Origin of the sequence: Pseudomonas sp. HY2-MNA-CIBAN-0224 (genome assembly GCF_040310285.1) — a bacterium.
GTDB lineage: Bacteria > Pseudomonadota > Gammaproteobacteria > Pseudomonadales > Pseudomonadaceae > Aquipseudomonas > Aquipseudomonas helleri.
Window position 1 is genome coordinate 1 of record NZ_JBEOPQ010000076.1, and the last position, 22,441, is coordinate 22,441.

Consider the following 22,441-nt stretch of genomic DNA (forward strand, 5'->3'; position numbering starts at 1 on the left):
AGCTTGTCTCGCGATCTTTTAAAGGTCAAAAGATCGCGAGACAAGCTCGCGCCTACAGGGGCGGCTTAAGCCTGCGCGGTTTCAGCCGGTGAAACGATGCTGGTTTTGGCGCCGCGTGAACGGCCCGAGCTGAGGTAGGCGGCGATCGATTCCTGGGTCACTTCACCAAGGAACACACGCTCGGCGTCCATCACCGGCAACCACGAACGGTTGAACTCGTACATGCGCGACAGCAGGATGCGCAAGTGTTCGTCGTAGGCCGCCGTGGCGTTGAATTCACGCAGGAATTGGCCGCAGGTGCCGGTCTGGCGGTGCAGGTCGCGACGGCGGACATAGCCCAGCGCCTTGTTGTCGGCATCGGTGACGACGACATAGCGGCGGTCGAGTTCGTCCATCAGGTCCAGCGCTTCGGCCACCGGCGTTTCCGGGCTTACCGACGGTGCGTTGTCGGCCGCATCTTCGGCCTTGACCAGCAGCAAGCGCTTGAGCGTGCTGTCCTGGCCGACAAAGTTGCTGACAAAGTCGTCGGCCGGGTGCGCGAGCAGGGTGTCCGGGTGGTCCATCTGCAGCAGCTTGCCGCCACGGAAGATGGCGATCTTGTCGCCCAGCTTGATGGCTTCGTCGATGTCGTGGCTGACCATGATCACGGTCTTGTTCAGCGCACGCTGCATCTCGAAGAATTCGTTCTGGATCATTTCGCGGTTGATCGGGTCGACCGCACCGAACGGCTCATCCATTAACAGCAGCGGGGCGTCGGCCGCCAGGGCGCGGATCACGCCGATACGCTGTTGCTGGCCACCCGACAGTTCACGCGGGTAGCGGTGCAGGTACTGCTTGGGTTCCAGCTTGATCATGCTCATCAGTTCGCGGGCACGGTCATGGCACTTTTGTTTGTCCCAGCCCAGCAGGCGCGGTACCACGGTGATGTTTTCTTCGATGGTCATGTTCGGGAACAGACCGATCTGCTGAATCACGTAGCCAATGTTGCGGCGCAGTGTCACCGCGTCGAGGTCGGTGGTGTCTTCGCCGTTGATCAAAATCTTGCCGGAGGTCGGTTTGATCAGGCGGTTGATCATTTTCAACGTGGTGCTTTTGCCGCAACCCGATGGTCCGAGGAACACGCAGATTTCGCCTTCGTTGACAGTCAGGCTCACCGAGTCCACGGCCTTGACGTCTTTGCCGTTGCTTTGGAAGGTCTTGCTGAGGTTTTGAAGTTCGATCATTTCAGTAATCCTTTTGGAGTCAACGAGCGTTGCAGCCATTGCAGAAGCAGGTCAGCGACGATGGCCAGAACACTGACCAGGACCGCGCCGACGATCAGCATCGACATGTCGCTGCGGCTGATTGCAGCCAGAATAAGTACACCCAGACCGCCAGCACCGATGGTGGCGGCAATGGTCATGACACCGATGTTCATCACCACGGCGGTGCGCACACCGGCCAGAATCACCGGCACAGCGATGGGCAGCTCAACCATGCGCAGGCGCTGGCCGAAGGTCATGCCGATGCCGCGTGCGGCTTCACGAATACCCGGCTCTACGCCGGTGAGGGCGAGGTAGGTGTTGCGCATGATCGGCAGCAGCGAATACAGGAACACGGCAGTAATGGCGGGCATCGGGCCCAGGCCTTGGCCGAATTTCGAGTAGAACGGCAGCAGCAGACCAAACAGCGCAATCGAGGGGATGGTCAGCATCACTGTGGCGCTGGCTTGCATGGGGCCAGCCAATGACGGGAAGCGGGTCATCAGCACGCCCAGCGGCACGCCGACCACAATGGCCAGGGTGACGGCAATACCGACCAAGGTGATGTGCTGCCATGTCAGGTGTGCGACCAGCGACCAGTCCATGTGGGAAAAGGCGTTTAGAAATTCCATGTCTTCTCCTCAGTTGAGTGGATGTTGGCGCAGAAAGTCTGCGGCGACTTTGGACGGGCTTTCGTGGTCAACGTCGACCCGGGCGTTGAGCTGTCGCATGGTTTCGTCGTCCAGCAGGTCAGCCAGCGGCTTGAGCTGCGCTTCGAGCTCCGGGTGCGCGTCGAGGAAGGCTTTACGCACCACCGGCGCGGCGGTGTAGTCCGGGAAGTAATGCAGGTCGTCGTCGAGCAACTTGAGGTTGAAGGCGCTCAAGCGACCGTCAGTGGTGTACACCAGCCCTGCAAACACCTGGCCGTTTTTAAGGGCGGTGTAGACCAGGCCTGCGTCCATCTGGCGGATGTTTTTGCGCGTCAGGTCCATGTCGTACAGCTTGACCATGCCTTGCAAACCGTCGGAGCGGTTAGCGAACTCGGTGTCGAGTGCCACCAGGGCGTTTTTGTTTTCCGGGTCACGCAGCGCCTTGTCCAAGTCACTGATGGTGTTGATGTCCGGGAACTCTTCAGCCACGTTTTGTGGCAATGCCAGCGCATAGGTGTTGCTGAACTTGGACGGGTGCAGCCAGATCAGGCCCTTTTTCGCGTCGACTTCTTTCACGCGGTCGTAGGCGTGATCTTTGTCGAGCTTCTCGGTGATGTGGTTGTAGGCCACCAGCGACACGCCGGTGTATTCCCAGACCATGTCCAGTTGCCCGGTTTCATGGGCGCTGCGTGCCAGGCTGCTGCCCAGACCGCCGGTTACCTGGGCGTTATAGCCCTTGCTGTTGAGGTACTGGGCGGTGATTTCAGCGAGCAGGGTCTGCTCGGTAAACACCCGTGCACCGATGCGGATGGTGGGTTTTTCTGCGGCCTGAACAATTCCTGCGAACAGCAGGATGCAGCCTAATATCAAGCTAATTTTCTTCATGATTATTCCTTTCCTCAGCCCGACCTATGAAGGTCGCAGACCGCGTTCCAACCAGCGGCGGCTGATGAGTATCACCAGGCCGTCGAGCAGCAATGCCAACAGCGCGGTACAGGCTGCGCCAAGGATCAATTGCGGCTGATTGTTGAGGGCAATGCCAGGGAAAATCAGACTGCCCAGGCTGTTGGCGCCAATCAGGAAGGCCAGCGGCGCAGTACCGACGTTAATCGCCAGTGCAACCCGCACGCCGCCCATGATGATGGGCACGGCATTGGGCAATTCGACGCGCCACAGCACTTGACGCGGGGTCATGCCGATACCGACAGCGGCTTCTTTGAGTGAGGCAGGAACGTTTTTCAGGCCTTCGTAGGTGTTGCGCACAATGGGCAGCAACGAGGCGAGAAACAGCGCGAAGATAGCAGGCCCACTGCCGATCCCCAGAAAACCCAGGGCAATGGCCAGTACTGCAAGCGGTGGAACGGTGTTACCGATGTTGAAGACCTGCATGAAACGTTCGGCATGCCCGACCATGTTCGGTCGGCTTAACGCAATGCCAGCGGGTATCCCTACAAGGAGGGCGATAAACATTGAAGCGAGTACGAGGTACAGGTGGGCTTGCAGGTAGAACAACAGATCATCTTGATAGTGTTCGATAGTGCTTATGCCGATCCAGTGGACCAACAGGGCCAGGACCGCGATCACAACCGCGCATCCTATAAGCCCTTTACCATAGCGATTAGCCATAGGCGGACTCCTTTTTTTTCAGTCGGCGGACACATTCCCGTGTGGCAAGGCCATTTCTGGCTGCCGGCAATGCGTTCGCGAAGAGCAACAGGTGGGGCGAAATGCACCCCAATTGCCTGTCATTAGCGCAGCCTCGTCAGACTAACTTGCTGATAATTCAGCCCCTGACACGTTGTCGTATCAAAGGAATGGACGCCTCCACTGTTTAAAAGGTTCACATTTTTTACGGCACATTGCCACCCTTGTCCGACGAGCAAGGGCGCGAACGGTGGCTGCACGGCCCTGATTTGGGCTATAATCCGCGCCCTTTTTTGAATCAATCGTCAGGCGATTTCCCATGACCCATCAGGCCGCCGAAGTCGCGAAACGCCGCACTTTCGCCATTATTTCCCACCCCGATGCGGGTAAAACCACCATCACCGAGAAGCTCTTGCTGATGGGCAAGGCGATTGCGGTCGCCGGCACGGTGAAATCGCGAAAGTCCGACCGCCATGCCACCTCCGACTGGATGGAAATGGAAAAGCAACGGGGTATTTCGATTACCACGTCGGTCATGCAGTTCCCGTATCGCGACCACATGATCAACCTGCTCGACACCCCGGGCCACGAAGACTTCTCGGAAGACACCTACCGCACGTTGACGGCGGTCGACTCGGCGTTGATGGTGCTCGACGGCGGTAAAGGTGTTGAGCCGCGCACCATCGCCCTGATGGACGTTTGCCGTCTGCGTGACACGCCGATCGTCAGCTTTATCAACAAACTCGACCGTGACATTCGTGACCCGATCGAATTGCTCGACGAGATCGAAGCCGTCCTCCAAATCAAGGCAGCGCCGATCACCTGGCCGATTGGTTGCTACCGCGACTTCAAGGGCGTTTACCACCTGGCAGACGACTACATCATCGTCTACACCGCCGGGCACGGTCATGAACGTACCGAAACCAAGATCATCGAAAAGCTCGACTCCGACGAAGCCCGCGCCCACCTGGGTGACGAGTACGATCGTTTTGTTGAACAGCTTGAGCTGGTGCAGGGCGCCTGCCACGAGTTCAATCAGCAGGAGTTCCTCGACGGTCAACTGACCCCGGTGTTCTTCGGTACGGCGTTGGGCAACTTCGGTGTCGACCACGTGCTGGACGCGGTGGTTGACTGGGCACCGATGCCGCTGGCCCGTGTGGCCAACGAGCGTGTGGTTGAGCCGGTTGAAGAAAAATTCAGCGGCTTCGTGTTCAAGATCCAGGCGAACATGGACCCTAAACACCGCGACCGTATCGCCTTTATGCGCATTTGCTCGGGCAAGTACGAAAAGGGCATGAAGATGCGCCACGCGCGTACTGGCAAAGACGTGCGCATCGGCGATGCACTGACGTTCTTCTCCTCCGAGCGTGAACAGCTCGAAGAAGCCTACGCGGGCGACATCATCGGTTTGCACAACCACGGCACCATCCAGATCGGTGACACCTTTACCGAGGGTGAAAACCTCAGCTTCACCGGTATTCCGCACTTCGCCCCGGAACTGTTCCGTCGCGTGCGTCTGCGCGATCCGCTCAAGTCCAAGCAGCTGCGCCAAGGCTTGCAGCAACTGGCCGAAGAGGGCGCCACACAGGTGTTCTTCCCGGAGCGCAGCAACGACATCATTCTGGGCGCCGTGGGTGTGCTGCAGTTCGACGTGGTCGCGAGCCGCTTGAAAGAAGAATACAAAGTGGAATGCTCCTACGAGCCAATCACTGTGTACTCGGCGCGCTGGATCGACAGCAGCGATAAAAAGAAGCTGGAAGAGTTCAGCAACAAGGCCGTCGAAAACTTGGCCGTCGATGGCGGCGGGCACCTGACTTACCTGGCCCCGACCCGCGTCAACCTGGCGTTGATGGAAGAGCGTTGGCCAGACATCAGCTTCCGCGCAACGCGTGAGCACCACTAAGCGCTCCGGCGTTTACGGGTTAAAAAAAGCGAAGCTTTCGGGCTTCGCTTTTTTTATGCCTGGCTATTCCAAACAGGTCTATCGCCCGCTTTAAGTTGTGTTGGCGTTGCTGACAGCCAGACCTAAACCCTGGCTGGTCACTTAACTCTGTGGGAGCGGGCTTGCTCGCGATGGTCGTTAACGATGACGCGTTTTGCCGAACAAATGAGGCGCCCTGAAAACCATCGCGAGCAAGCCCGCTCCCACCCTTTTTAAGTGAACTGCATTGGCGCCTACAGCCAGGGTTTTGCGCTACGCCTGCAAAAACTGCTCGGCGTGATGGCAAGCCACTTGGCGGTTATCCAGCACACGCAATGACGGTTCATGAGTGCTGCAAAACTCGGTCGCGTACGCGCAGCGCTTGTGGAAGGCGCAGCCAGAGGGCGGGTTGAGCGGGTTGGGCAGTTCTCCGGCGATTTTTATTTTCGGCTTGAGCGGGTCCGGGTGAATGGTCGGGGTCGCCGACAATAGCGCCTGGGTGTAAGGGTGCAGCGGCCGGGTGTAGATTTCTTCTTTGGGGCCCATTTCTACCGGGCGGCCCAGGTACATCACCAAAACTTCATCGGCCACATGCCGCACCACCGCCAGGTTGTGCGAGATAAAGACGTAAGCGGTGTTGAACTCTTGCTGCAAGTCCATGAACAGGTTGAGCACCTGCGCCTGAATCGACACGTCGAGGGCTGAGGTCGGCTCATCGGCCACCAGCACTTTGGGTTGCAGCATCATGGCCCGTGCCAGGGCGATGCGCTGGCGCTGGCCACCCGAAAACATGTGCGGGTAGCGGTGGTAATGCTCAGGGCGCAAGCCGACCTGTTTCATCATGGCCTGGACTTTTTCGCGGCGTTCGCTGGCGCTCAGGGCGGTGTTGATCAGCAGCGGTTCGGCCAGTTGGTCACCGACCTTTTGCCGTGGGTTGAGTGAGGCGTAAGGGCTCTGGAAGACCATCTGCACGTCTTTGCGCAGTTGTTTGCGTTCGGCCTTGTTGGCGCCTGCCACTTCTTGCCCGGCGATTTTCAATGAGCCCGAAGAGGGTTCTTCGATCAGGGTCAGGGCGCGGGCGAGGGTTGATTTGCCACAGCCGGATTCTCCGACCACGGCCAGGGTTTTCCCGGCTTCAAGTTCAAAAGATACGCCGTTGAGCGCACGGACCACGGCATGGCCTTTGAACAGGCCGCGGGACACTTCGTAATGGCGGGTCAGATCACGGGCAGTCAGAACAACAGTCATTACGCCACCTCCTGATTCAAGGGGAAGAAGCAGCGCACCTGGCTGTGAACTTTGGGTTCAAGGGCCGGGCGTTGCTGGCGGCAGGTGTCTTGCACATACGGGCAGCGCGGTGACAGCAGGCAGCCCTGAGGGCGGTCGTAACGGCCGGGGACGATGCCGGGCAAGGTCGCCAGCCGCGCAGCGCCCATGCTGTGTTCCGGGATGGCCGCCAGCAATGCTTCGCTGTACGGGTGCGCCGGGACGTCAAACAGCCCAGGCACGTTGCCGACTTCGACCGCTTGGCCTGCGTACATCACGCACACGCGCTGTGCAGTTTCGGCGACGACGGCGAGGTCGTGGGTAATCAGCACCAGGGCCATGTCCTGCTCGCGTTGCAGGTTGAGCAGCAAGTCCATGATCTGCGCCTGAATGGTCACGTCGAGCGCGGTGGTTGGTTCGTCAGCGATCAGCAGTTTGGGTTCGGCGGCGATGGCCATGGCGATCGCAACGCGTTGGCTCATGCCCCCCGACAACTGGTGCGGATAAGCCTGCATGCGGCTGGCCGCTGCGGGGATTTCGACTTTTTCGAGCAGTTCGATGGCGCGCTTGCGGGCGTCTTTTTTCGACATCTTGAGGTGCAGGCGCAGCACTTCTTCAATCTGGAAACCCACGGTGTAGCTGGGGTTCAAGGCGGTCATCGGGTCTTGAAAGACCATCGCCATGTCTTTGCCGACCACTTGCCGGCGTTGACGCGGGCTGAGGGTCAGCATGTTTTTGCCGTCGAAGGTCATGGCGTCGGCGGTGACAATGCCGGGGGCTTCAATCAGGCCCATCAGCGCCATCATGGTCACGGACTTGCCCGACCCCGATTCACCGACAATGGCCAGTACTTCGCCTTTATCCACAGACAGGCTCAAACCATCGACAACCGGCACGGCGTTGGCGTCGCCAAAACGAACGTTGAGATTCTTGATTTCTAGCAATGACATGGGAATCTCCTCAGGCGGCGTTTTTGAGTTTCGGGTCCAGCGCATCGCGCAGACCGTCGCCCATCAGGTTGATTGCCAGCACGCTGAGCAAAATGGCCAGGCCGGGCAGACTCACCACCCACCAGGCACGTTCGATGTAGTCACGGGCCGAGGCGAGCATGGTGCCCCACTCAGGCGTTGGCGGTTGCACGCCCAACCCCAGAAAACCCAGAGCCGCGGCGTCGAGGATCGCCGACGAGAAACTCAATGTTGCCTGCACGATCAGCGGCGCCATGCAGTTGGGCAGCACGGTGATGAACATCAGACGCGGCAAGCTGGCGCCGGCCAGGCGCGCTGCGGTGACGTAGTCACGGTTCAGTTCACCCATCACAGCGGCGCGGGTCAGGCGCACGTAGGACGGCAGCGAGACCACGGCAATCGCGATCACGGTGTTGATCAGGCCAGGGCCGAGGATGGCGACAATCGCCACCGCCAGCAGCAACGACGGCAAGGCCAGCATGATGTCCATTAAACGCATGATGCTCGGGCCCAGCAGGCGCGGGAAGAACCCGGCGAACAGGCCAAGGATCACCCCCGGAATCAGCGAAATCACCACCGATGACAAGCCGATTAACAGTGACAGGCGCGAACCTGCGATCAGGCGCGAGAGCATGTCCCGGCCCAGTTCGTCGGTGCCCAGCAAAAATTGCCAGTTGCCGCCTTCCAGCCACACCGGCGGGGTGAGCAAGAAATCGCGGTATTGCTCGCTCGGGTTATGCGGGGCGACCCACGGGGCAAACACCGCGCAGAACACGATGAGGCTCATGAACATCAGGCCCGCCACTGCGCCTTTGTTTTTCGCGAAGGCGTGCCAGAACTCTTTGTACGGGGAGGGATAAAGCAGGCTTTGATCCACTTCAGTGCTATTGGTCGAGGTACTCATGGTCAGGATCTCAGCGCTGGTGACGGATGCGTGGGTTGGCAAAGCCGTAGAGGATATCCACCACGAAGTTGACCAGAATCACCAGGCAGGCGATTAGCAGGATGCCGTTTTGCACCACGGGATAGTCCCGGGCGCCAATGGCTTCGATCAGCCATTTACCGATACCGGGCCACGAGAAAATGGTTTCGGTGAGCACGGCACCGGCCAGCAGGGTACCGACTTGCAGGCCGACCACGGTCAGCACCGGGATCAGCGCGTTGCGCAGGCCGTGCACGAACACCACCCGGGCAGGCGACAGGCCTTTGGCGCGGGCGGTGCGGATGTAGTCTTCGCGCAGCACTTCGAGCATCGATGAACGGGTCATGCGCGCAATCACCGCCAGCGGGATGGTGCCCAGCACGATGGCGGGCAGAATGATGTGGTGCAGCGCATCCCAGAACGCTTCGGGTTCGTCGCTGAGCAAGGTGTCGATGAGCATGAAGCCGGTTTTCGGCTCGATGTCATAGAGCAGGTCGATGCGCCCGGAAACCGGGGTCCAGCCCAGGCCCACGGAGAAGAACATGATCAGGATCAGGCCCCACCAGAAGATCGGCATCGAATACCCCGCGAGGGAAATGCCCATCACCCCGTGGTCAAACAGTGAGCCGCGCTTGAGGGCCGCAATGACACCGGCCAGCAAGCCGAAAATGCCCGCGAACAATAGCGCCGCACCCGCCAGCTCAAGAGTGGCGGGGAACAGCGCGGTGAATTCGGTCCACACGCTTTCACGGGTGCGCAAGGATTCGCCGAGGTCGCCGTGGGCGAGTTTGCCGACGTAATCAAAATACTGCTCATAGAGCGGTTTGTTCAGGCCCAGGCGCTCCATGGCCTGGGCGTGCATTTCGGGGTCGACGCGACGCTCACCCATCATGACTTCAACCGGATCGCCGGGGATCATGCGAATCAGGGCGAAGGTGAGCAAGGTGACGCCGAAAAACGTAGGGATCAACAGCCCTATTCGGCGGGCAATAAAACTAAACATCGTGTGGTGTTCCTCATCAGCCGGTCAGGCAGTTCGCCAGTGTCGGGGTGGACGCTGGCGGGTATTTTATTGTTCTACTTCACCTGGGTTGTGGCGAAATTATTATGGGTCAGTGGGCTTAAAGTGTAGCCCTCGACGTTTTTACGCATGGCTGTAAACAGCATAGGGTGGGCGACGTTGATCCAGGGTTGTTCTTGATGAAATACCACCTGTGCTTGTTCATAGAGTGCAGCCCGCTCTGCGGGTTCACTGCTGTTGCGGGCTTTGGTGATCAGGTCCTCGAAGGTTTTGTTGCACCAGCGTGAGTAGTTTTCGCCATTTTTAGCGGCCTCACAGCTCAGCAGCGGGGTGAGGAAGTTGTCTGGGTCGCCGTTGTCACCGCCCCAGCCGGTTGAAACCAGGTCGTGTTCGCCCGCCTTGGCGCGCTTGAGCATTTCGCCCCATTCCATGACCCGGATGTCGAGTTTGATGCCGACTTTGGCCAGGTCTGATTGCAGCAACTGGGCGCCGAGCATCGGGTTGGGGTTGGTCGGGCCGCCACCATTGCGGGTGAACAGGGTGAAGGTGGTGCCTTCAGGTACGCCGGCTTCCTTGAGCAGGGCGCGGGCTTTGTCCAGGTCGCGAGGCGGGCTTTGCAGGGTGGTGTTGAAGCCCAGCATGGTCGGCGGGTACGGGTTGATGGCCAGCAAGGCGTTGCCTGCGCCATGGACGCTGTTGAGGTAGGTTTGCTTGTCGAACGCCATGTCGATGGCCTGGCGTACCCGCACATCGCTGAGGTATTTGTGGCTGGTGTTCATGGCGATGTAGCTGGTCATCAGCGCCGCCAGTTCGTCGACCTTGAGGTTAGGGTCCTGGCGGATGTTTTTGACTTCGTCGGGCTTGGGGTAAAGGGCGATCTGGCATTCGTTGGCCTTGAGCTTTTGCAGGCGCACGTTGCTGTCGGTGGTCACGGCGAAAATCAGGTTGTCGCTCGGCGGCTTGCCACGGAAGTAGTCCGGGTTGGCCTTGAAGCGCACTTGGGCGTCTTTGTTGTAGCGCACGAAGATAAACGGCCCGGTGCCGATGGGCTTGCTGTTGAGGTCAGCGGTTTTACCGGACTTGAGCAATTGGTCGGCGTATTCGGCGGAATAGATCGAGGTGAACGGCATGGCCACGTCGCGCAGGAACGGCGACTCAGCATGGTTGAGGGTGATCTTGACCGTCATGTCGTCCACTTTTTCGACGCTTTTGAGCAGGTCTTTAAAACCCATGCTTTCGAAGTAGGGGTAGCCCACCAGCGACAGTGCGTGCCATGGGTGATTGGGGTCGAGCTGGCGCTGAAAGCTCCAGATCACGTCGTCGGCGTTCAGGGTGCGGGTCGGTGTGAAGTAGTCGGTGGTTTGAAACTTCACCCCGGGGCGCAGGTAAAAGGTGTATTCCAGCCCGTCCGGGCTGATGTCCCAGCGCTCTGCCAGGGCTGGCTCAACATCGGTAGTGCCCGGCTTGAAGTCGACCAGCCGGTCAAGGATGGTTTCTGCCGAGGCGTCAGCGGTCACCGCCGTGCTGTATTGAACGACATCGAACCCTTCGGGGCTGGCTTCGGTGCACACCACCAGGGTTTTGGCGTTAACACTCACGGCGGCACTGAGCAGTGCGGCGGCAAGGGCAGTGCGCAGTTGGTATTTTTTCATGGCAACCCTCTCCTGATTAATTGAGCCTGCCAAGAACGGCGCGGGCTGTTTGAGCCCGCCGCTGTTCTGTCGAGCGCTATAAGACGTTTACAGAATATTGAACGGTATGGTCGTGACCACGCGGAACTCATTGATGCTGCCGTCAGACTGGTTTTTGCTGGCACGGTGCGTGGTGTAGGTCGCGCGGATGGCCGTAGCTTTCAATGGACCGCTTTGAATTGCATAGGATGTGCCAACGCTGTACTCCGAATGCTTTTCACCGTCCATGTTGCGTACATCATAGGCGGTGCCCTTGTAGTGGGTGCCGTCGATGTCCCAACCGCGGGCGTGGTAGGCGTTGAATTTCAGGCCGGGAATACCGTACTGCGCCATGTTGATGCTGTACGCCAGTTGCAGTGACTTTTCGTTCGGGCCGTTGAAGTCCGACAGCAGCGAGTTGGCCAAGTAAATGCCGTTGGTTTCGTGCAGGTAGTCGAAGTACTCGTCGCCAACCACTTGCTGGTACGACAGGCTCACGGTGTGGGCTTGGTGGGTCAGGCCGAAGGCCAGGCTGTAAGTGTCGTTGTTGATCTCGCCCATGGCTTTTTTGCCGGTGTCGAGGGTCTTGTAGTAGTTAAAGTTGGTGTTCAGGCCCAACACGGCATTGTCGCCCCAGTCATGCACGGCACCGACGTAGTACTGGTTCCAGAAGTCTTCGACGTGGGTAGCAAACAACGAGGTTTTCAGGCTGCTAAACGGCTGGTAGCTGAGGCCTGCAACGCTGGCGCGATCTGTTTCGACCCCGAGGGCGCCATATTCACTGCGGAACTTGCTCAAGCTTTGTTCAGTACGCGGCGAGACGCGGTCAAAGGAGCCCGCGTCGACAATCAGGTTGTTGAACTCTTCGCTGCGCAAGCCCACCCCTTGAAAGCTTGAAGGCAGTGCACGGTTACCGATCACATCAATAGTGGGGCTGCTGAAGTTCTGTCGGCCTACGGTCAGTGTGGTGTTGGAAATGCGGGCCTTGATGTTTGCCAGGCCCAGCTTGCTCCACTGGCCAACCGCATCGCCGTCGCTGCGGCTGAGGGTGCGGTTGTTATTGCCGGCGATGTGATTGATATCGCGATCCAGGGCGATGGCATTGTACGCCGCCACTTGGGTGCTGAAGCCCACGGTCCCTTGGGTGAAGCCCGAGCTGAAATCAAGGATCGTGCCTTGGGTCCAGTTGATCCGGCGCGGCGTGGTTTTGCGGGTGCCATGATCGTTGTAGGTGAACTGGCCACCCCGACGTTTAAGCTCGTTCGCATACCAGTTGCGCGTGGTGCCGCTCAGGCTGCTGCCTTCGATAAAACCCTCAGCAGTGCTTTGCTCGCTGGCATCGGATTTAAGCTGGGTACCGATGAATTCATCGGCGTGGGCGGTTGTACTGAGGCTGCTGATGGCTATGGCTAACAGCGCGGTACTTGCAAGTTTCATGGTTGAGGCTCCTGTGCTTTTTATTGTCGTTTTTGTTATGCGTTACAGCTGTGTGGCTCCGTTTAGAGCGTTGGAACATTTATTCGGGCAAAGCCTGGGCGGACCACCGTGGGGTGGCCTGCGCAAACGTGGGTGGGTTAAAGGGTTATTCAGTCGTCGAGGCTGACGCCCGAGAAGGTGTTGCGCCCAAATGGGCTGACCTCAAAACCCTTGACCTTGACGCTCAAGGGTTGACTGACCGTAGAGTGGGCAATCGGGGTGATCGGAACCTGTTGCTTGAGCAACTGTTGGGCCTGTTTGTACAAGACGGTTCGTTGTTCGCGGTCAGTGAGGGTTCTGGCTTTTTTGATCAGTGTTTCGTAGGCGCTGTCGCACCACCTGGAGTAGTTGTTGGCACCTATGGCGTCACAGCTGTAAAGGGTGCCGAGCCAGTTGTCGGGGTCGCCGTTGTCACCGGTCCAGCCAATGAGGCTGATGTCATGCTCGCCTTGTTTGGTGCGTTTGATGTATTCGCCCCACTCATAACTGACGATGTTGATCTTGAGCCCGATCTTGGCCCAGTCGGATTGCAGCATTTGCGCCATCAGTTTGGCGTTCGGGTTGTAGGGACGTTGCACCGGCATGGCCCACAAAGTGATTTCTGTGCCTTCTTTCACCCCGGCGGCCTTGAGCAGTGCTTTGGCTTTTTCCGGGTTGTAGGGCGCATCCTTGATGGTGTCGTCATAGGACCATTGCGTCGGCGGCATGGCGTTGACGGCCTTTTGCCCCGCGCCTTGATACACCGCCTTGAGAATGGCGTCCTTGTTGATGGCCATGTCCAGCGCCTGGCGCACGGGCAGTTGGTCCAGCGGTTTGTGCTGGACGTTGTAGGTGATGTACCCGAGGTTGAAACCGGGCTTTTCAATAACCTGCAAGGCCGGATCGGCCTTGAGCCCGGCCAGGTCGGCAGGGCGTGGGTTCAGCGAGATCTGGCACTCGTTTTTACGCAGCTTTTGCATGCGTGCCGAAGCGTCGACGTTGATCGAAAAAATCAGGCTGTCGAGTTTGACCTGGCTGGGGTTCCAATAGCCCTTGTGGGCGGCATAGCGGATGTTCGAGTCTTTTTGATAGCGCTGGAATACGTAGGGCCCGGTGCCGACCGGTTTTTGGTTGATGTCGCCGGGCTTGCCGGTGGTGAGCAGTTGCTCGGCGTATTCGGCCGAGACAATCGAAGCAAAGCTCATGGCCAGGTTTTGAATAAAGGCGGCGTCTACTGAGTTGAGCGTCATGACCACGGTCAACGGGTCGGTTTTTTCGACGCTGGCGATGTTTTTGTTAAGGCTCATGCCGCTGAAATAAGGGAACTCGGTGGGGTAGGCGAGGCGAAACGGATGGTCGGGGTGGATCATGCGATTGAAGGTGAACAGCACGTCATCAGCGTTGAAGTTTCGGGTCGGGGTAAACCATGGCGTGGTATGGAACTTCACCCCGTCGCGCAGATGGAAGGTGTAGGTCAGGCCGTCTTCAGACACCTCCCAGTGAGTTGCCAGGGCCGGGACAGCAACGGTGCCGCCCCTTTCAAACTCGGCCAGACGGTTGTACAGCGGTTCGGCAGCATCGTTATCGGTGGCGGTGGTGTATTGCGCGGTATCAAAACCGGCAGGGCTGCCTTCGGAACAAAACACCAGGCTATTGGCCGCGTGCGCAAGCGGGCTGCCGGCCAGTGTGCCGGCGCTGATCAGTACAGATAAAACCAGAGGTTTATGCATCGAGATCCCCATCCTTTTTATTGTTTTATGAGCGTTGAATACGTGCCTTGTGAGCGGCGTATGGGTTCAGCGCATCAGCCGTCCGGCCTGATGGGCCGACAGTGGCTAGACGTTAGAGGGAGCGGGGCGGGCGAGTAAATCCGTAGAGGCTGACAATGCTGTAGGAAATTTCCGTGAGTCCTATAGCCTCTGTTGTAGTACGGGGTAGCTGATGTATGAAGGGAATTTCTGAGTTGCTTGTAGAACAAGTGAATGCGGCGTTGTCGCCGCATTCACGGGTTACTTATTTATCAACGCTCACGCCGTAGAAGGACATCAAGCCCAAGGGGCTGATCTTGAAACCTTCGACGTTTTTGCGCATCGGTTGATACACCGTAGAGTGGGCGATGGGTGTGAGCGGGACTTGTTCTTTGAGCAACTTCTGGGCTTGTTCGTAGAGCTTGGTGCGTTGCTCTTTGTCCGTGGTGTTTTTGGCGGCCGTGATCAGTTTGTCGAACTCGGGGTTGCACCACTTGGAGAAGTTGTTGCCATTGATAGCGTCGCAGCCGAACAGGGTGCCGAGCCAGTTGTCCGGGTCACCGTTGTCGCCGCTCCAGCCAATCAGCATCGCGCCGTTTTCACCGCCTTTTGAGCGCTTGATGTACTCGCCCCATTCGTAGGTCATGATCTTGGCCTTGATGCCGATCTTGCCCCAGTCCGATTGCAGCATCTCAGCCATCAGCTTGGCGTTCGGGTTGTACGGGCGTTGAACGGGCATGGCCCACAAGGTGATTTCGGTGCCTTCCTTGATGCCTGCTTCCTTGAGCAGTTGCTTGGCTTTTTCAGGGTCGTAGGGCGCGTCTTTGATCGACTCGTCATAGGACCATTGGGTCGGCGGCAAGACGTTGGTCGCCAATTGGCCTGCACCCTGATACACCGAATCAATGATTTGCTGCTTGTTCACGGCCATGTCCAGCGCCTGACGAACCTTGAGTTGGGCCATCGGGTTGGGCTCGTCGCTGCCTTTAATCTTGTCCATCACGTTGTAGGCGATGTAACCCGTGTTGAAGCCTGCCTGGCTGGGCATCTTCAGGTTGGGGTCTTCTTTGAGGGACTGCAGGTCTGCGGGGCGCGGGTAAATGGTGATCTGGCATTCGTTCTTTTTCAGCTTTTGCATGCGCACCGACGGGTCGGTGGTGATGGCGAAAATCAAGTTGTCGATTTTGACGTCTTCAGGCTTCCAGTAGTCTTTGTTGCCGGTGTATCGGATGTTCGAGTCTTTTTGGTAGCTCTTGAACACGAACGGGCCGGTGCCGATGGGCTTCTGGTTGATGTCGGACGGGTTGCCGGCCTTGAGCAGTTTGTCGGCGTATTCGGCCGACTCGATGGAGGCAAAGTGCATGGCCATGTTCTGGATAAAGGCCGCGTCGACCGTGTTCAGAGTGAACTTGACGGTGTGGTCGTCGATTTTTTCGACTGACTTGATGTTCTTGTCCATCCCCATGTCGGTGAAGTACGGGAATTCGGTGGGGTAGGCCTTACGGAACGGCATGTCTTTGTCGAGCATACGGTTGAAGGTGAAGAGCACGTCGTCGGCGTTGAAGTTGCGCGTGGGAGTGAAGTACGGCGTGGTATGGAACTTGACCCCGTCCCGTAAATAGAAGGTGTAGGTCAGGTTGTCCGGTGAAATGTCCCAGCTCGTGGCCAGCCCTGGAATGACGTTGGTGCTGCCGCGTTCGAACTCGCTGAGGCGGTTGTAGATCGTTTCGGCCGAGGCGTCGAAGTCTGTGCCGGTGGTGTATTGGCCGGGGTCAAAACCGGCCGGGCTGCCTTCAGAGCAATACACCAGGTTGGTGGCTGCCTGGGCGAAAGGTGCGCTTGCCAGCAGGCTGGCGCCCACCAATAAAGGAATGACCGCGTGTTTGAGCATGGAGACCTCTTTTTTGTCATTTTTAGTGTGAGGGCGACCCGGTGAATCAGCCTCTCGATACTTACCCCATCCTGGCCGGTGCAACAGACGCATCGCGGCTCTGGGTTAACCATAGACCGTTCACGTGCAGTTGCCGTTCGATCCAGATGGGGTGTTACTTATCTAGGCTCTTGGCGGGAAAATATGTCGGCGCATGTTTGTTTGTTCGTAGGAAAACTCCTTTTTGTGCGTGGGCTATTTGATATTGCGGGCACAAAAAAGCCCTTGCAGCGTGAAGTCTGCAAGGGCTTGGGGTGTGGCAAGGTGCTTATTGCATTTGAACTTCGATCACGCCGTCGGCGCTCATGCTGACTTCGCTGGTGCCAGCTTCGACTTCTGGTGTCGGTGCCGAATCCATGGCTTCGCCAGCGGCTTTCATCATCATGGCGCTGCGCATGTAGGGCTGCGGGTAACCGTTGCTGTTGAGGTTCAGGTTAACGATTTTGTAGCCCTTGCCGCCCAGGGCATCGGTGGCCAGTTGAGCGCGGGCCTTGAAGGCATTGACCGCATCTTTGAGCAATGCATCTTCGCTGGTTTTACGCGTGGCGTTGGCCACGGTGAATTGCATGTTGCCCATTTTCAGGGTTTGCATCAGTTCGCCGGTCAACTTGGACAAGGTGGCGAAATCGGTGCTTTCCAGGCGCAGTTCAGCGCGCTCACGCCAGCCGGTGATTTTTTGGGTCTTGTTGTCATAGATCGGGTAGCTGTTGCGGTTGCCCTGGCGCATGGTCACGTCTTTGACCTGTTTGGCCTGGCCGATGGCTTTATTCATCGCGGTGGTGATTTCAGCGGCGAGCTTGGCTGAGTCGGTGTTTTGCGCCTCGGTGTACAGCGTCACGATCATCAGATCGCGCGGCACTTCCTGACTGGCTTCTGCACGCAACGAGACCTGATTGTAGTTAAGTCCTTCAGCCAGGGCCGGCAAGCTGGCGAAAGCGCCAAGGCTCAGGGTCAAAAGGGCGGCAGTGCGCTGAACAGTAAACATAAAAGCTCCTTGGGTGAGGTCAGCAAGACTTATAAGACTGTAGTGGGCGGGATTCAGTTCGCCTACTTACATTTTCGATACAACTTCAGAGAAGGGCGGGGGCGCAAAAATGGGTGGGCCATAAATCTGTGGGAGCGGGCTTGCTCGCGATGCAGGCACCGCCTGGGTGTCTGTTGTATCGGGTCGATCCAATCGCGGGCAAGCCCGGCTCCCACAGGATAGTCAGGGGCTATTAGCGGTTTTTCCAAAAAATACACTGTGGCCCATTGCCGCACGTTTGCCTGTCAGGCCGCCAGCTTGGTTATACTCCGTGCGGTCGCCTGGAGCACTCATCAGGAGAGCTCATGCTCGCCCCCGTTCAAATTTTGTCCGCAACTCGCCAGAACCTCTGGCGTCTCACGTTTATCCGCATGCTGGTGCTGGTCGCACAGGCGGGGTCGGTGGGCATTGCCTACTGGTTTCATCTGCTGCCGCTGCCCTGGTTTCAGCTGTGCCTGACCCTCGGTTTTTCCGCGTTGCTGTGCGCGTTTACCGCGATTCGCCTGCGCACCACGTGGCCGGTTACCGAGCTTGAATACGCGCTGCAACTGGCCTGTGATCTGTTTATCCACAGCGCCTTGCTGTACTTCTCGGGTGGGTCAGCCAACCCGTTTGTGTCGTATTACCTGGTGCCGTTGACCATTGCGGCGGTGACGTTGCCCTGGCGCTATTCGCTGATTTTGACCGGCATCGCGCTGGCGCTGTACACGTTGCTGTTGATGCAGTTTTACCCCGTGGAAGCAGCGCCGTTCTTCCGCGAAAAACTGCAGATTTACGGCATGTGGCTCAGTTTTGCCCTGTCGGCTGCAGTGATTACCTTTTTTGCCGCCCGAATGGGCGAAGAGCTGCGCCGCCAAGAAGAACTGCGCGCATTGCGCCGTGAAGAAGGCCTGCGTGACCAGCAATTGCTGGCAGTTGCGACCCAGGCCGCCGGCGCGGCGCATGAATTGGGCACGCCGTTGTCGACCATGAGCGTGTTGCTTAAAGAGATCCGCCGTGATCATCCGGACCCCGAGTTGCAGGATGATTTAAGCGTGCTGCAAGATCAGGTCAAGTTGTGCAAAGAGACCTTGCAGCAACTGGTCCGGGCTGCCGAGGCCAATCGTCGTCTGGCCATTGAGGTCCAGGACGTTACTGAGTGGCTCGATGAGGCGTTGAACCGCTGGCACCTGATGCGCCCGGAAGCGACCTATCGCTTTCAGTGCTTGGGGCACGCGCCGGTGCCACGTCTGGCGCCACCGCCAGACCTCACCCAGGCATTGCTCAACTTGCTCAACAACGCCGCCGACGCTTGCCCGGAAGGGCTCGAAGTGACTGTGGATTGGGACGCCGTTGATTTAACCATCAGTATTCGTGACCACGGTGCGGGTGTACCGTTGGCCATTGCCGAACAAATCGGCAAACCGTTTTTTACAACCAAAGGCAAAGGCTTCGGCCTGGGCCTATTCTTGAGCAAAGCCAGCGTGACACGCGCTGGCGGCTCGGTAAAACTCTACAGTCATGAGGATGGCGGCACGCTCACCGAGCTACGCCTGCCACGTGTCTCCCGAGGAAACGAAAATGAGTGAAGAGATTCAGGTCGAAGGCGAAGAACTGCCACATTTGTTGTTAGTGGATGACGACGCGACATTTACCCGCGTCATGGCCCGCGCCATGGCCCGACGCGGATTTCGCGTGAGCACGGCAGGCTCCGCTGAAGAAGGGCTGCTTCTGGCTCAGCAGGACGTGCCTGATTTCGCCACGCTGGACCTGAAGATGGAAGGTGATTCGGGCCTGGTGCTGCTGCCCAAGTTGCTGGAACTCGATCCAGACATGCGCGTGGTGATCCTGACCGGTTATTCGAGCATCGCCACGGCGGTCGAGGCGATCAAGCGCGGCGCCTGCAATTACCTGTGCAAACCGGCTGACGCCGACGACGTGATGGCTGCCCTGCTGAGCCAGCACGCCGACCTCGACTCGCTGGTGCCGGATAACCCGATGTCGGTCGATCGCCTGCAGTGGGAGCACATCCAACGCGTATTGGGTGAACATGAAGGCAATATCTCGGCAACTGCCCGTGCGCTGGGCATGCATCGACGTACCTTGCAGCGCAAATTGCAGAAGCGTCCGGTCCGACGCTGAACAGAAGCTGTCGCAGTTTCGTTTCAATTTGCAACGAAACTGCCACCGGCCCTAGTCTGTTTTACAACGTGCTAATGCGCCGGTCGTCCTGACCGGCTCGCAGGTTGCTCTTTACTCCCAACGAGCCCGAACGATGAATCAGAACGCTGAGCCTTCTGTTGTAAATGATGCTGTGCGTGGAGATTTTATTCCTCGCGTCTGGGGGCTGATAACGCCTTACTGGCGCAGTGAGGAGCGCGCCAGGGCCTGGCTGCTGTTGATCGCGGTGATTGCCTTGTCGCTGGTCAGCGTCGGCATATCGGTATGGATCAACCATTGGTACAAAGACTTCTATAACGCGCTGGAAAACAAAGACAGCGCCGCTTTCTGGCACCTGATCGGTTACTTCGGGCTGATTGCCGCTGCCGGTATTGTGGGCGCGGTGTACCGGCTATACCTCACGCAGATGCTGACTATCCGCTGGCGGCGCTGGCTGACCGAGCAGCACTTCGCGCGCTGGCTCGCCCACAAAAACTACTACCAGCTGGAGCAGGGCGGTTACACCGATAACCCTGACCAGCGCATCAGCGAAGACCTCAACTCTTTTACCGACAGTACGCTCTCCCTCGGCCTGGGCTTGATCCGCAACGTGGTCAGCCTGGTGTCGTTCTCGATTATTTTGTGGGGCGTGTCGGGCAGCATCGACGTCTTCGGCATCACCATTCCTGGCTATATGTTTTGGTGCGCACTGTTATATGCCTTGGTCGGCAGTTGGCTGGCGCATTTGATCGGTCGCCGCCTGATTGGCCTGAGCAACCGACAACAACGCTACGAAGCGGATCTGCGTTTTTCGATGGTGCGGGTGCGTGAAAACGCCGAGAGCATCGCGTTGTACAACGGTGAACCCAACGAGCTTGAGCGCCTGAGCAGCCGTTTCAGCAAGGTCTGGCACAACTTCTGGACGCAAATGAAGGTGACCAAGCGCCTGACGTTTTTCACGGCCGGTTATTCGCAAATTGCGATTATCTTCCCCTTTATCGTGGCGGCCCCGCGCTACTTCGCGGGCAAGATCGAGTTGGGTGAGCTGATGCAAATCAACTCTGCCTTCGGCAATGTGCAAGAGAACTTCAGCTGGTTTATCGACGCCTACGTGACCTTGGCGGCGTGGCGCGCCACCTGTGATCGTCTGCTGAGCTTCCGTCAGGCCATGACCGACAACGAACAGCGTCAACCGGCGATTGATGTACAGGCCCAGGGTGGGGCATTAAGCGTCAATGACCTGAGCCTGGACCTGGCCGATGGCCGACCTTTGTTGCACGGGGCGAGCCTGAACGTGGCGCCCGGTGACCGGTTAATGCTCAGCGGTCGCTCCGGCAGCGGTAAAAGTACCTTGCTGCGCGCCATGGGCGGGCTTTGGCCGCAAGGCGGCGGGGCGATTCGAATGCCCCATGAGCGGGCGTTGTTCCTGCCGCAAAAACCTTACCTGCCGATTGGCACCTTGCGCGAGGCGCTGAGTTATCCACAGACCGGCGATACCTACCCGTCTGAGCGTTATGAAGAAGTGTTGCGCACCTGCCGCCTGGAACATCTGATCCCCAAGCTTGACGAGGCCAATCACTGGCAGCGAGTGTTGTCGGGCGGTGAACAGCAGCGTTTGGCGTTTGCCCGGGCACTGTTGTATCGCCCGCAATGGCTGTACATGGACGAAGCAACGTCAGCGATGGACGAAGAGGACGAGGCGCGGTTGTATCAGGCGCTTATCGATCAACTGCCGGGTCTGAGCATTGTCAGCGTGGGGCACCGCAGCAGCCTGGCGCGTTTTCATCCGCGGCATGTGCGGATTGAGTCGGGCCATTTAATGGCCCAGTAATGGGCCGACGCAGTGAAGGCGCGTAACCGGCCTGAGCGGTGTGATAACCGGTCATGGCTTGTTACGTGTGCGTGCTAGAGTGCCTGCCTCGCCTTTCGGAGCAGGTCATGAACCGCTTATTTCGCTGTGTTGCCCCTCTTTTGTTGACCGTCAGCTTGCCCTTGGCCGCAGCGCCCGCGGTTTCTTCGCCTGCCCATGCACAGTTTTTGCCCGCCGATGATTTGCAGTTGCGCAGCGAGAAGCCTGAGCAGCAGCAACTGATGCAGGTGACGTCGTATTCCGTGGTGGTGGGCAGTCAACGGCCCTCCAATCAGCAGCCGATTCCGGTCACGGCATCGTTGCTGGTGCGCTTGAAGGGCAAACCGTTGAGCCAGGGTGCGACCGTGCGCGAAGTGCTGATTTCGTTCGACGGTGAAAGCAAGAGCCTGAAAAAACCGGCTTTTGACAGTGAGAGCAAAACCCTGACGTTGTCTTACCCGCTGTCCCAATACCGCGTGGTGATGGATTTGTTGCGCAATGACATCGTCTATTGCCAGTTTTTGACCTATGCCAATGGCCATATTTGGGCTGACTTGCACACCGGCAGCGTGCGCGCGCGTTGAGCCTTGGGTAAACTGCGGCCCTCGTGAAGTATCAGCAGGCTGGAGTCGGACATGCGTAAAGATAAGAAGCAGTTGATTGGTGATGAGATTGGCGATGAGCAGATCAAGTTGTTCCTGGACTTTGAGCCTGTGGACGCGACGTCCCCTTCACTGCACAAATTGATCAAAGGTTATCGCGGTCTGCGTATCGACGACTTCGAACGCTTCCTGACCTTTTTCAAAGAGGCCGGCTACGATCTGGATGGCAAGGATGAGCACGGTCTGACCTTTGTCGAGATCATCAAAGACCAGCGCAATGCTGCCGAGTACATCGAACTCATCGAGGCTGCACGCGGCTGATCCAGCCTGTAGGAGCGAGCTTGCCTCGCGATCTTTCAGACGATCAAAAGATCGCGAGGCAAGCTCGCTC

General features: G+C 58.2%; 19 protein-coding genes. 6 read left to right on the top strand and 13 right to left on the bottom strand.

Going from position 1 to position 22,441, the window contains the following annotated elements; genetic code table 11:
• Nucleotides 1-65: 65 nt before the first annotated feature.
• From AAEZ03_RS23160 to AAEZ03_RS23175, 4 genes are read right to left on the bottom strand one after another with little or no spacing between them, the layout of a single operon-like run.
• On the bottom strand, nucleotides 66-1,223 hold the full coding sequence (locus tag AAEZ03_RS23160) for an osmoprotectant ABC transporter ATP-binding protein OsmV (protein WP_153432686.1): 1,158 nt from the start codon (nucleotides 1,221-1,223) through the stop codon (nucleotides 66-68).
• Entirely contained in the window at nucleotides 1,220-1,873 is a 654-nt protein-coding gene (locus AAEZ03_RS23165; protein WP_048367265.1) for an ABC transporter permease, read from the bottom strand. The genes AAEZ03_RS23160 and AAEZ03_RS23165 overlap by 4 nt, the downstream gene beginning before the upstream one ends.
• A gap of 9 nt (nucleotides 1,874-1,882) precedes the next feature.
• Nucleotides 1,883-2,776, bottom strand: a complete 894-nt coding sequence (locus tag AAEZ03_RS23170) for a glycine betaine ABC transporter substrate-binding protein (RefSeq protein WP_048391634.1) — start codon at nucleotides 2,774-2,776, stop codon at nucleotides 1,883-1,885.
• Between the two features lie 24 nt (nucleotides 2,777-2,800).
• Nucleotides 2,801-3,517 (bottom strand): ABC transporter permease, encoded by a 717-nt coding sequence (locus AAEZ03_RS23175; RefSeq protein ID WP_048367262.1) that lies wholly within the window; start codon nucleotides 3,515-3,517, stop codon nucleotides 2,801-2,803.
• 337 nt (nucleotides 3,518-3,854) lie between these two features.
• On the opposite strand from AAEZ03_RS23175, the gene AAEZ03_RS23180 reads away from it, so the two are divergent.
• Nucleotides 3,855-5,438 carry a peptide chain release factor 3 gene (locus tag AAEZ03_RS23180; protein ID WP_350581863.1) on the top strand — a complete coding sequence of 528 codons (1,584 nt, stop codon included), beginning with the start codon at nucleotides 3,855-3,857 and terminating at the stop codon, nucleotides 5,436-5,438.
• A 291-nt stretch (nucleotides 5,439-5,729) separates the two neighbouring features.
• Here AAEZ03_RS23180 and AAEZ03_RS23185 read toward each other — a convergent pair whose 3' ends face one another.
• From AAEZ03_RS23185 to AAEZ03_RS23225, 9 genes are all read right to left on the bottom strand, one after another.
• Nucleotides 5,730-6,704, bottom strand: coding sequence for a peptide ABC transporter ATP-binding protein (locus AAEZ03_RS23185; RefSeq protein WP_262125508.1), 975 nt, complete (start codon nucleotides 6,702-6,704; stop codon nucleotides 5,730-5,732).
• The gene (locus AAEZ03_RS23190) at nucleotides 6,704-7,672 is read right to left on the bottom strand and encodes an ABC transporter ATP-binding protein (RefSeq protein WP_350581866.1); all 969 of its coding nucleotides are present in this window, start codon (nucleotides 7,670-7,672) and stop codon (nucleotides 6,704-6,706) included. The genes AAEZ03_RS23185 and AAEZ03_RS23190 overlap by 1 nt, the downstream gene beginning before the upstream one ends.
• Before the next feature lie 10 nt (nucleotides 7,673-7,682).
• Nucleotides 7,683-8,594, bottom strand: a complete 912-nt coding sequence (locus AAEZ03_RS23195) for an ABC transporter permease subunit (RefSeq protein WP_048391413.1) — start codon at nucleotides 8,592-8,594, stop codon at nucleotides 7,683-7,685.
• 10 nt (nucleotides 8,595-8,604) lie between these two features.
• Nucleotides 8,605-9,615, bottom strand: coding sequence for an ABC transporter permease subunit (locus tag AAEZ03_RS23200; protein ID WP_048367255.1), 1,011 nt, complete (start codon nucleotides 9,613-9,615; stop codon nucleotides 8,605-8,607).
• Nucleotides 9,616-9,689: 74 nt separating this feature from the next.
• Nucleotides 9,690-11,285 carry an ABC transporter substrate-binding protein gene (locus tag AAEZ03_RS23205; RefSeq protein ID WP_350581868.1) on the bottom strand — a complete coding sequence of 532 codons (1,596 nt, stop codon included), beginning with the start codon at nucleotides 11,283-11,285 and terminating at the stop codon, nucleotides 9,690-9,692.
• Nucleotides 11,286-11,372: 87 nt separating this feature from the next.
• Nucleotides 11,373-12,740, bottom strand: coding sequence for an OprD family porin (locus AAEZ03_RS23210; protein ID WP_350581870.1), 1,368 nt, complete (start codon nucleotides 12,738-12,740; stop codon nucleotides 11,373-11,375).
• Nucleotides 12,741-12,889: 149 nt separating this feature from the next.
• Nucleotides 12,890-14,488 (bottom strand): ABC transporter substrate-binding protein, encoded by a 1,599-nt coding sequence (locus AAEZ03_RS23215; RefSeq protein WP_350581872.1) that lies wholly within the window; start codon nucleotides 14,486-14,488, stop codon nucleotides 12,890-12,892.
• Between the two features lie 283 nt (nucleotides 14,489-14,771).
• Nucleotides 14,772-16,397 (bottom strand): ABC transporter substrate-binding protein, encoded by a 1,626-nt coding sequence (locus AAEZ03_RS23220; protein WP_350581874.1) that lies wholly within the window; start codon nucleotides 16,395-16,397, stop codon nucleotides 14,772-14,774.
• Nucleotides 16,398-16,704: 307 nt separating this feature from the next.
• On the bottom strand, nucleotides 16,705-17,421 hold the full coding sequence (locus AAEZ03_RS23225) for an SIMPL domain-containing protein (protein ID WP_350581876.1): 717 nt from the start codon (nucleotides 17,419-17,421) through the stop codon (nucleotides 16,705-16,707).
• 344 nt (nucleotides 17,422-17,765) lie between these two features.
• Here AAEZ03_RS23225 and AAEZ03_RS23230 point away from each other — a divergent pair, with 344 nt between their 5' ends.
• The 5 genes from AAEZ03_RS23230 to AAEZ03_RS23250 all read left to right on the top strand — a co-directional run bounded on the left by AAEZ03_RS23230 (nucleotide 17,766) and on the right by AAEZ03_RS23250 (nucleotide 22,371).
• Nucleotides 17,766-19,028, top strand: coding sequence for an ATP-binding protein (locus AAEZ03_RS23230; protein WP_048367247.1), 1,263 nt, complete (start codon nucleotides 17,766-17,768; stop codon nucleotides 19,026-19,028).
• The gene (locus tag AAEZ03_RS23235; RefSeq protein WP_123751337.1) at nucleotides 19,021-19,581 is read left to right on the top strand and encodes a response regulator transcription factor; all 561 of its coding nucleotides are present in this window, start codon (nucleotides 19,021-19,023) and stop codon (nucleotides 19,579-19,581) included. The genes AAEZ03_RS23230 and AAEZ03_RS23235 overlap by 8 nt, the downstream gene beginning before the upstream one ends.
• A 133-nt stretch (nucleotides 19,582-19,714) precedes the next feature.
• Nucleotides 19,715-21,430 carry an ABC transporter ATP-binding protein/permease gene (locus AAEZ03_RS23240; protein WP_350581879.1) on the top strand — a complete coding sequence of 572 codons (1,716 nt, stop codon included), beginning with the start codon at nucleotides 19,715-19,717 and terminating at the stop codon, nucleotides 21,428-21,430.
• Between the two features lie 107 nt (nucleotides 21,431-21,537).
• Nucleotides 21,538-22,032, top strand: coding sequence for a hypothetical protein (locus tag AAEZ03_RS23245; protein WP_048367243.1), 495 nt, complete (start codon nucleotides 21,538-21,540; stop codon nucleotides 22,030-22,032).
• A 51-nt stretch (nucleotides 22,033-22,083) separates the two neighbouring features.
• The gene (locus AAEZ03_RS23250; protein ID WP_123751341.1) at nucleotides 22,084-22,371 is read left to right on the top strand and encodes a PA4642 family protein; all 288 of its coding nucleotides are present in this window, start codon (nucleotides 22,084-22,086) and stop codon (nucleotides 22,369-22,371) included.
• Nucleotides 22,372-22,441 lie beyond the last annotated feature (70 nt).

What these genes read in the sequence shown, in the direction of transcription:
- AAEZ03_RS23160 (WP_153432686.1), bottom strand. Translation starts at nt 1,223, where the DNA reads ATGATCGAACTTCAAAACCTCAGCAAGACCTTCCAAAGCAACGGCAAA.
- AAEZ03_RS23235 (WP_123751337.1), top strand. Translation starts at nt 19,021, where the DNA reads ATGAGTGAAGAGATTCAGGTCGAAGGCGAAGAACTGCCACATTTGTTG.
- AAEZ03_RS23185 (WP_262125508.1), bottom strand. Translation starts at nt 6,704, where the DNA reads ATGACTGTTGTTCTGACTGCCCGTGATCTGACCCGCCATTACGAAGTG.
- AAEZ03_RS23225 (WP_350581876.1), bottom strand. Translation starts at nt 17,421, where the DNA reads ATGTTTACTGTTCAGCGCACTGCCGCCCTTTTGACCCTGAGCCTTGGC.
- AAEZ03_RS23250 (WP_123751341.1), top strand. Translation starts at nt 22,084, where the DNA reads ATGCGTAAAGATAAGAAGCAGTTGATTGGTGATGAGATTGGCGATGAG.
- AAEZ03_RS23195 (WP_048391413.1), bottom strand. Translation starts at nt 8,594, where the DNA reads ATGAGTACCTCGACCAATAGCACTGAAGTGGATCAAAGCCTGCTTTAT.
- AAEZ03_RS23165 (WP_048367265.1), bottom strand. Translation starts at nt 1,873, where the DNA reads ATGGAATTTCTAAACGCCTTTTCCCACATGGACTGGTCGCTGGTCGCA.
- AAEZ03_RS23205 (WP_350581868.1), bottom strand. Translation starts at nt 11,285, where the DNA reads ATGAAAAAATACCAACTGCGCACTGCCCTTGCCGCCGCACTGCTCAGT.
- AAEZ03_RS23240 (WP_350581879.1), top strand. Translation starts at nt 19,715, where the DNA reads ATGAATCAGAACGCTGAGCCTTCTGTTGTAAATGATGCTGTGCGTGGA.
- AAEZ03_RS23215 (WP_350581872.1), bottom strand. Translation starts at nt 14,488, where the DNA reads ATGCATAAACCTCTGGTTTTATCTGTACTGATCAGCGCCGGCACACTG.
- AAEZ03_RS23245 (WP_048367243.1), top strand. Translation starts at nt 21,538, where the DNA reads ATGAACCGCTTATTTCGCTGTGTTGCCCCTCTTTTGTTGACCGTCAGC.
- AAEZ03_RS23175 (WP_048367262.1), bottom strand. Translation starts at nt 3,517, where the DNA reads ATGGCTAATCGCTATGGTAAAGGGCTTATAGGATGCGCGGTTGTGATC.
- AAEZ03_RS23170 (WP_048391634.1), bottom strand. Translation starts at nt 2,776, where the DNA reads ATGAAGAAAATTAGCTTGATATTAGGCTGCATCCTGCTGTTCGCAGGA.
- AAEZ03_RS23200 (WP_048367255.1), bottom strand. Translation starts at nt 9,615, where the DNA reads ATGTTTAGTTTTATTGCCCGCCGAATAGGGCTGTTGATCCCTACGTTT.
- AAEZ03_RS23230 (WP_048367247.1), top strand. Translation starts at nt 17,766, where the DNA reads ATGCTCGCCCCCGTTCAAATTTTGTCCGCAACTCGCCAGAACCTCTGG.
- AAEZ03_RS23220 (WP_350581874.1), bottom strand. Translation starts at nt 16,397, where the DNA reads ATGCTCAAACACGCGGTCATTCCTTTATTGGTGGGCGCCAGCCTGCTG.
- AAEZ03_RS23190 (WP_350581866.1), bottom strand. Translation starts at nt 7,672, where the DNA reads ATGTCATTGCTAGAAATCAAGAATCTCAACGTTCGTTTTGGCGACGCC.
- AAEZ03_RS23180 (WP_350581863.1), top strand. Translation starts at nt 3,855, where the DNA reads ATGACCCATCAGGCCGCCGAAGTCGCGAAACGCCGCACTTTCGCCATT.
- AAEZ03_RS23210 (WP_350581870.1), bottom strand. Translation starts at nt 12,740, where the DNA reads ATGAAACTTGCAAGTACCGCGCTGTTAGCCATAGCCATCAGCAGCCTC.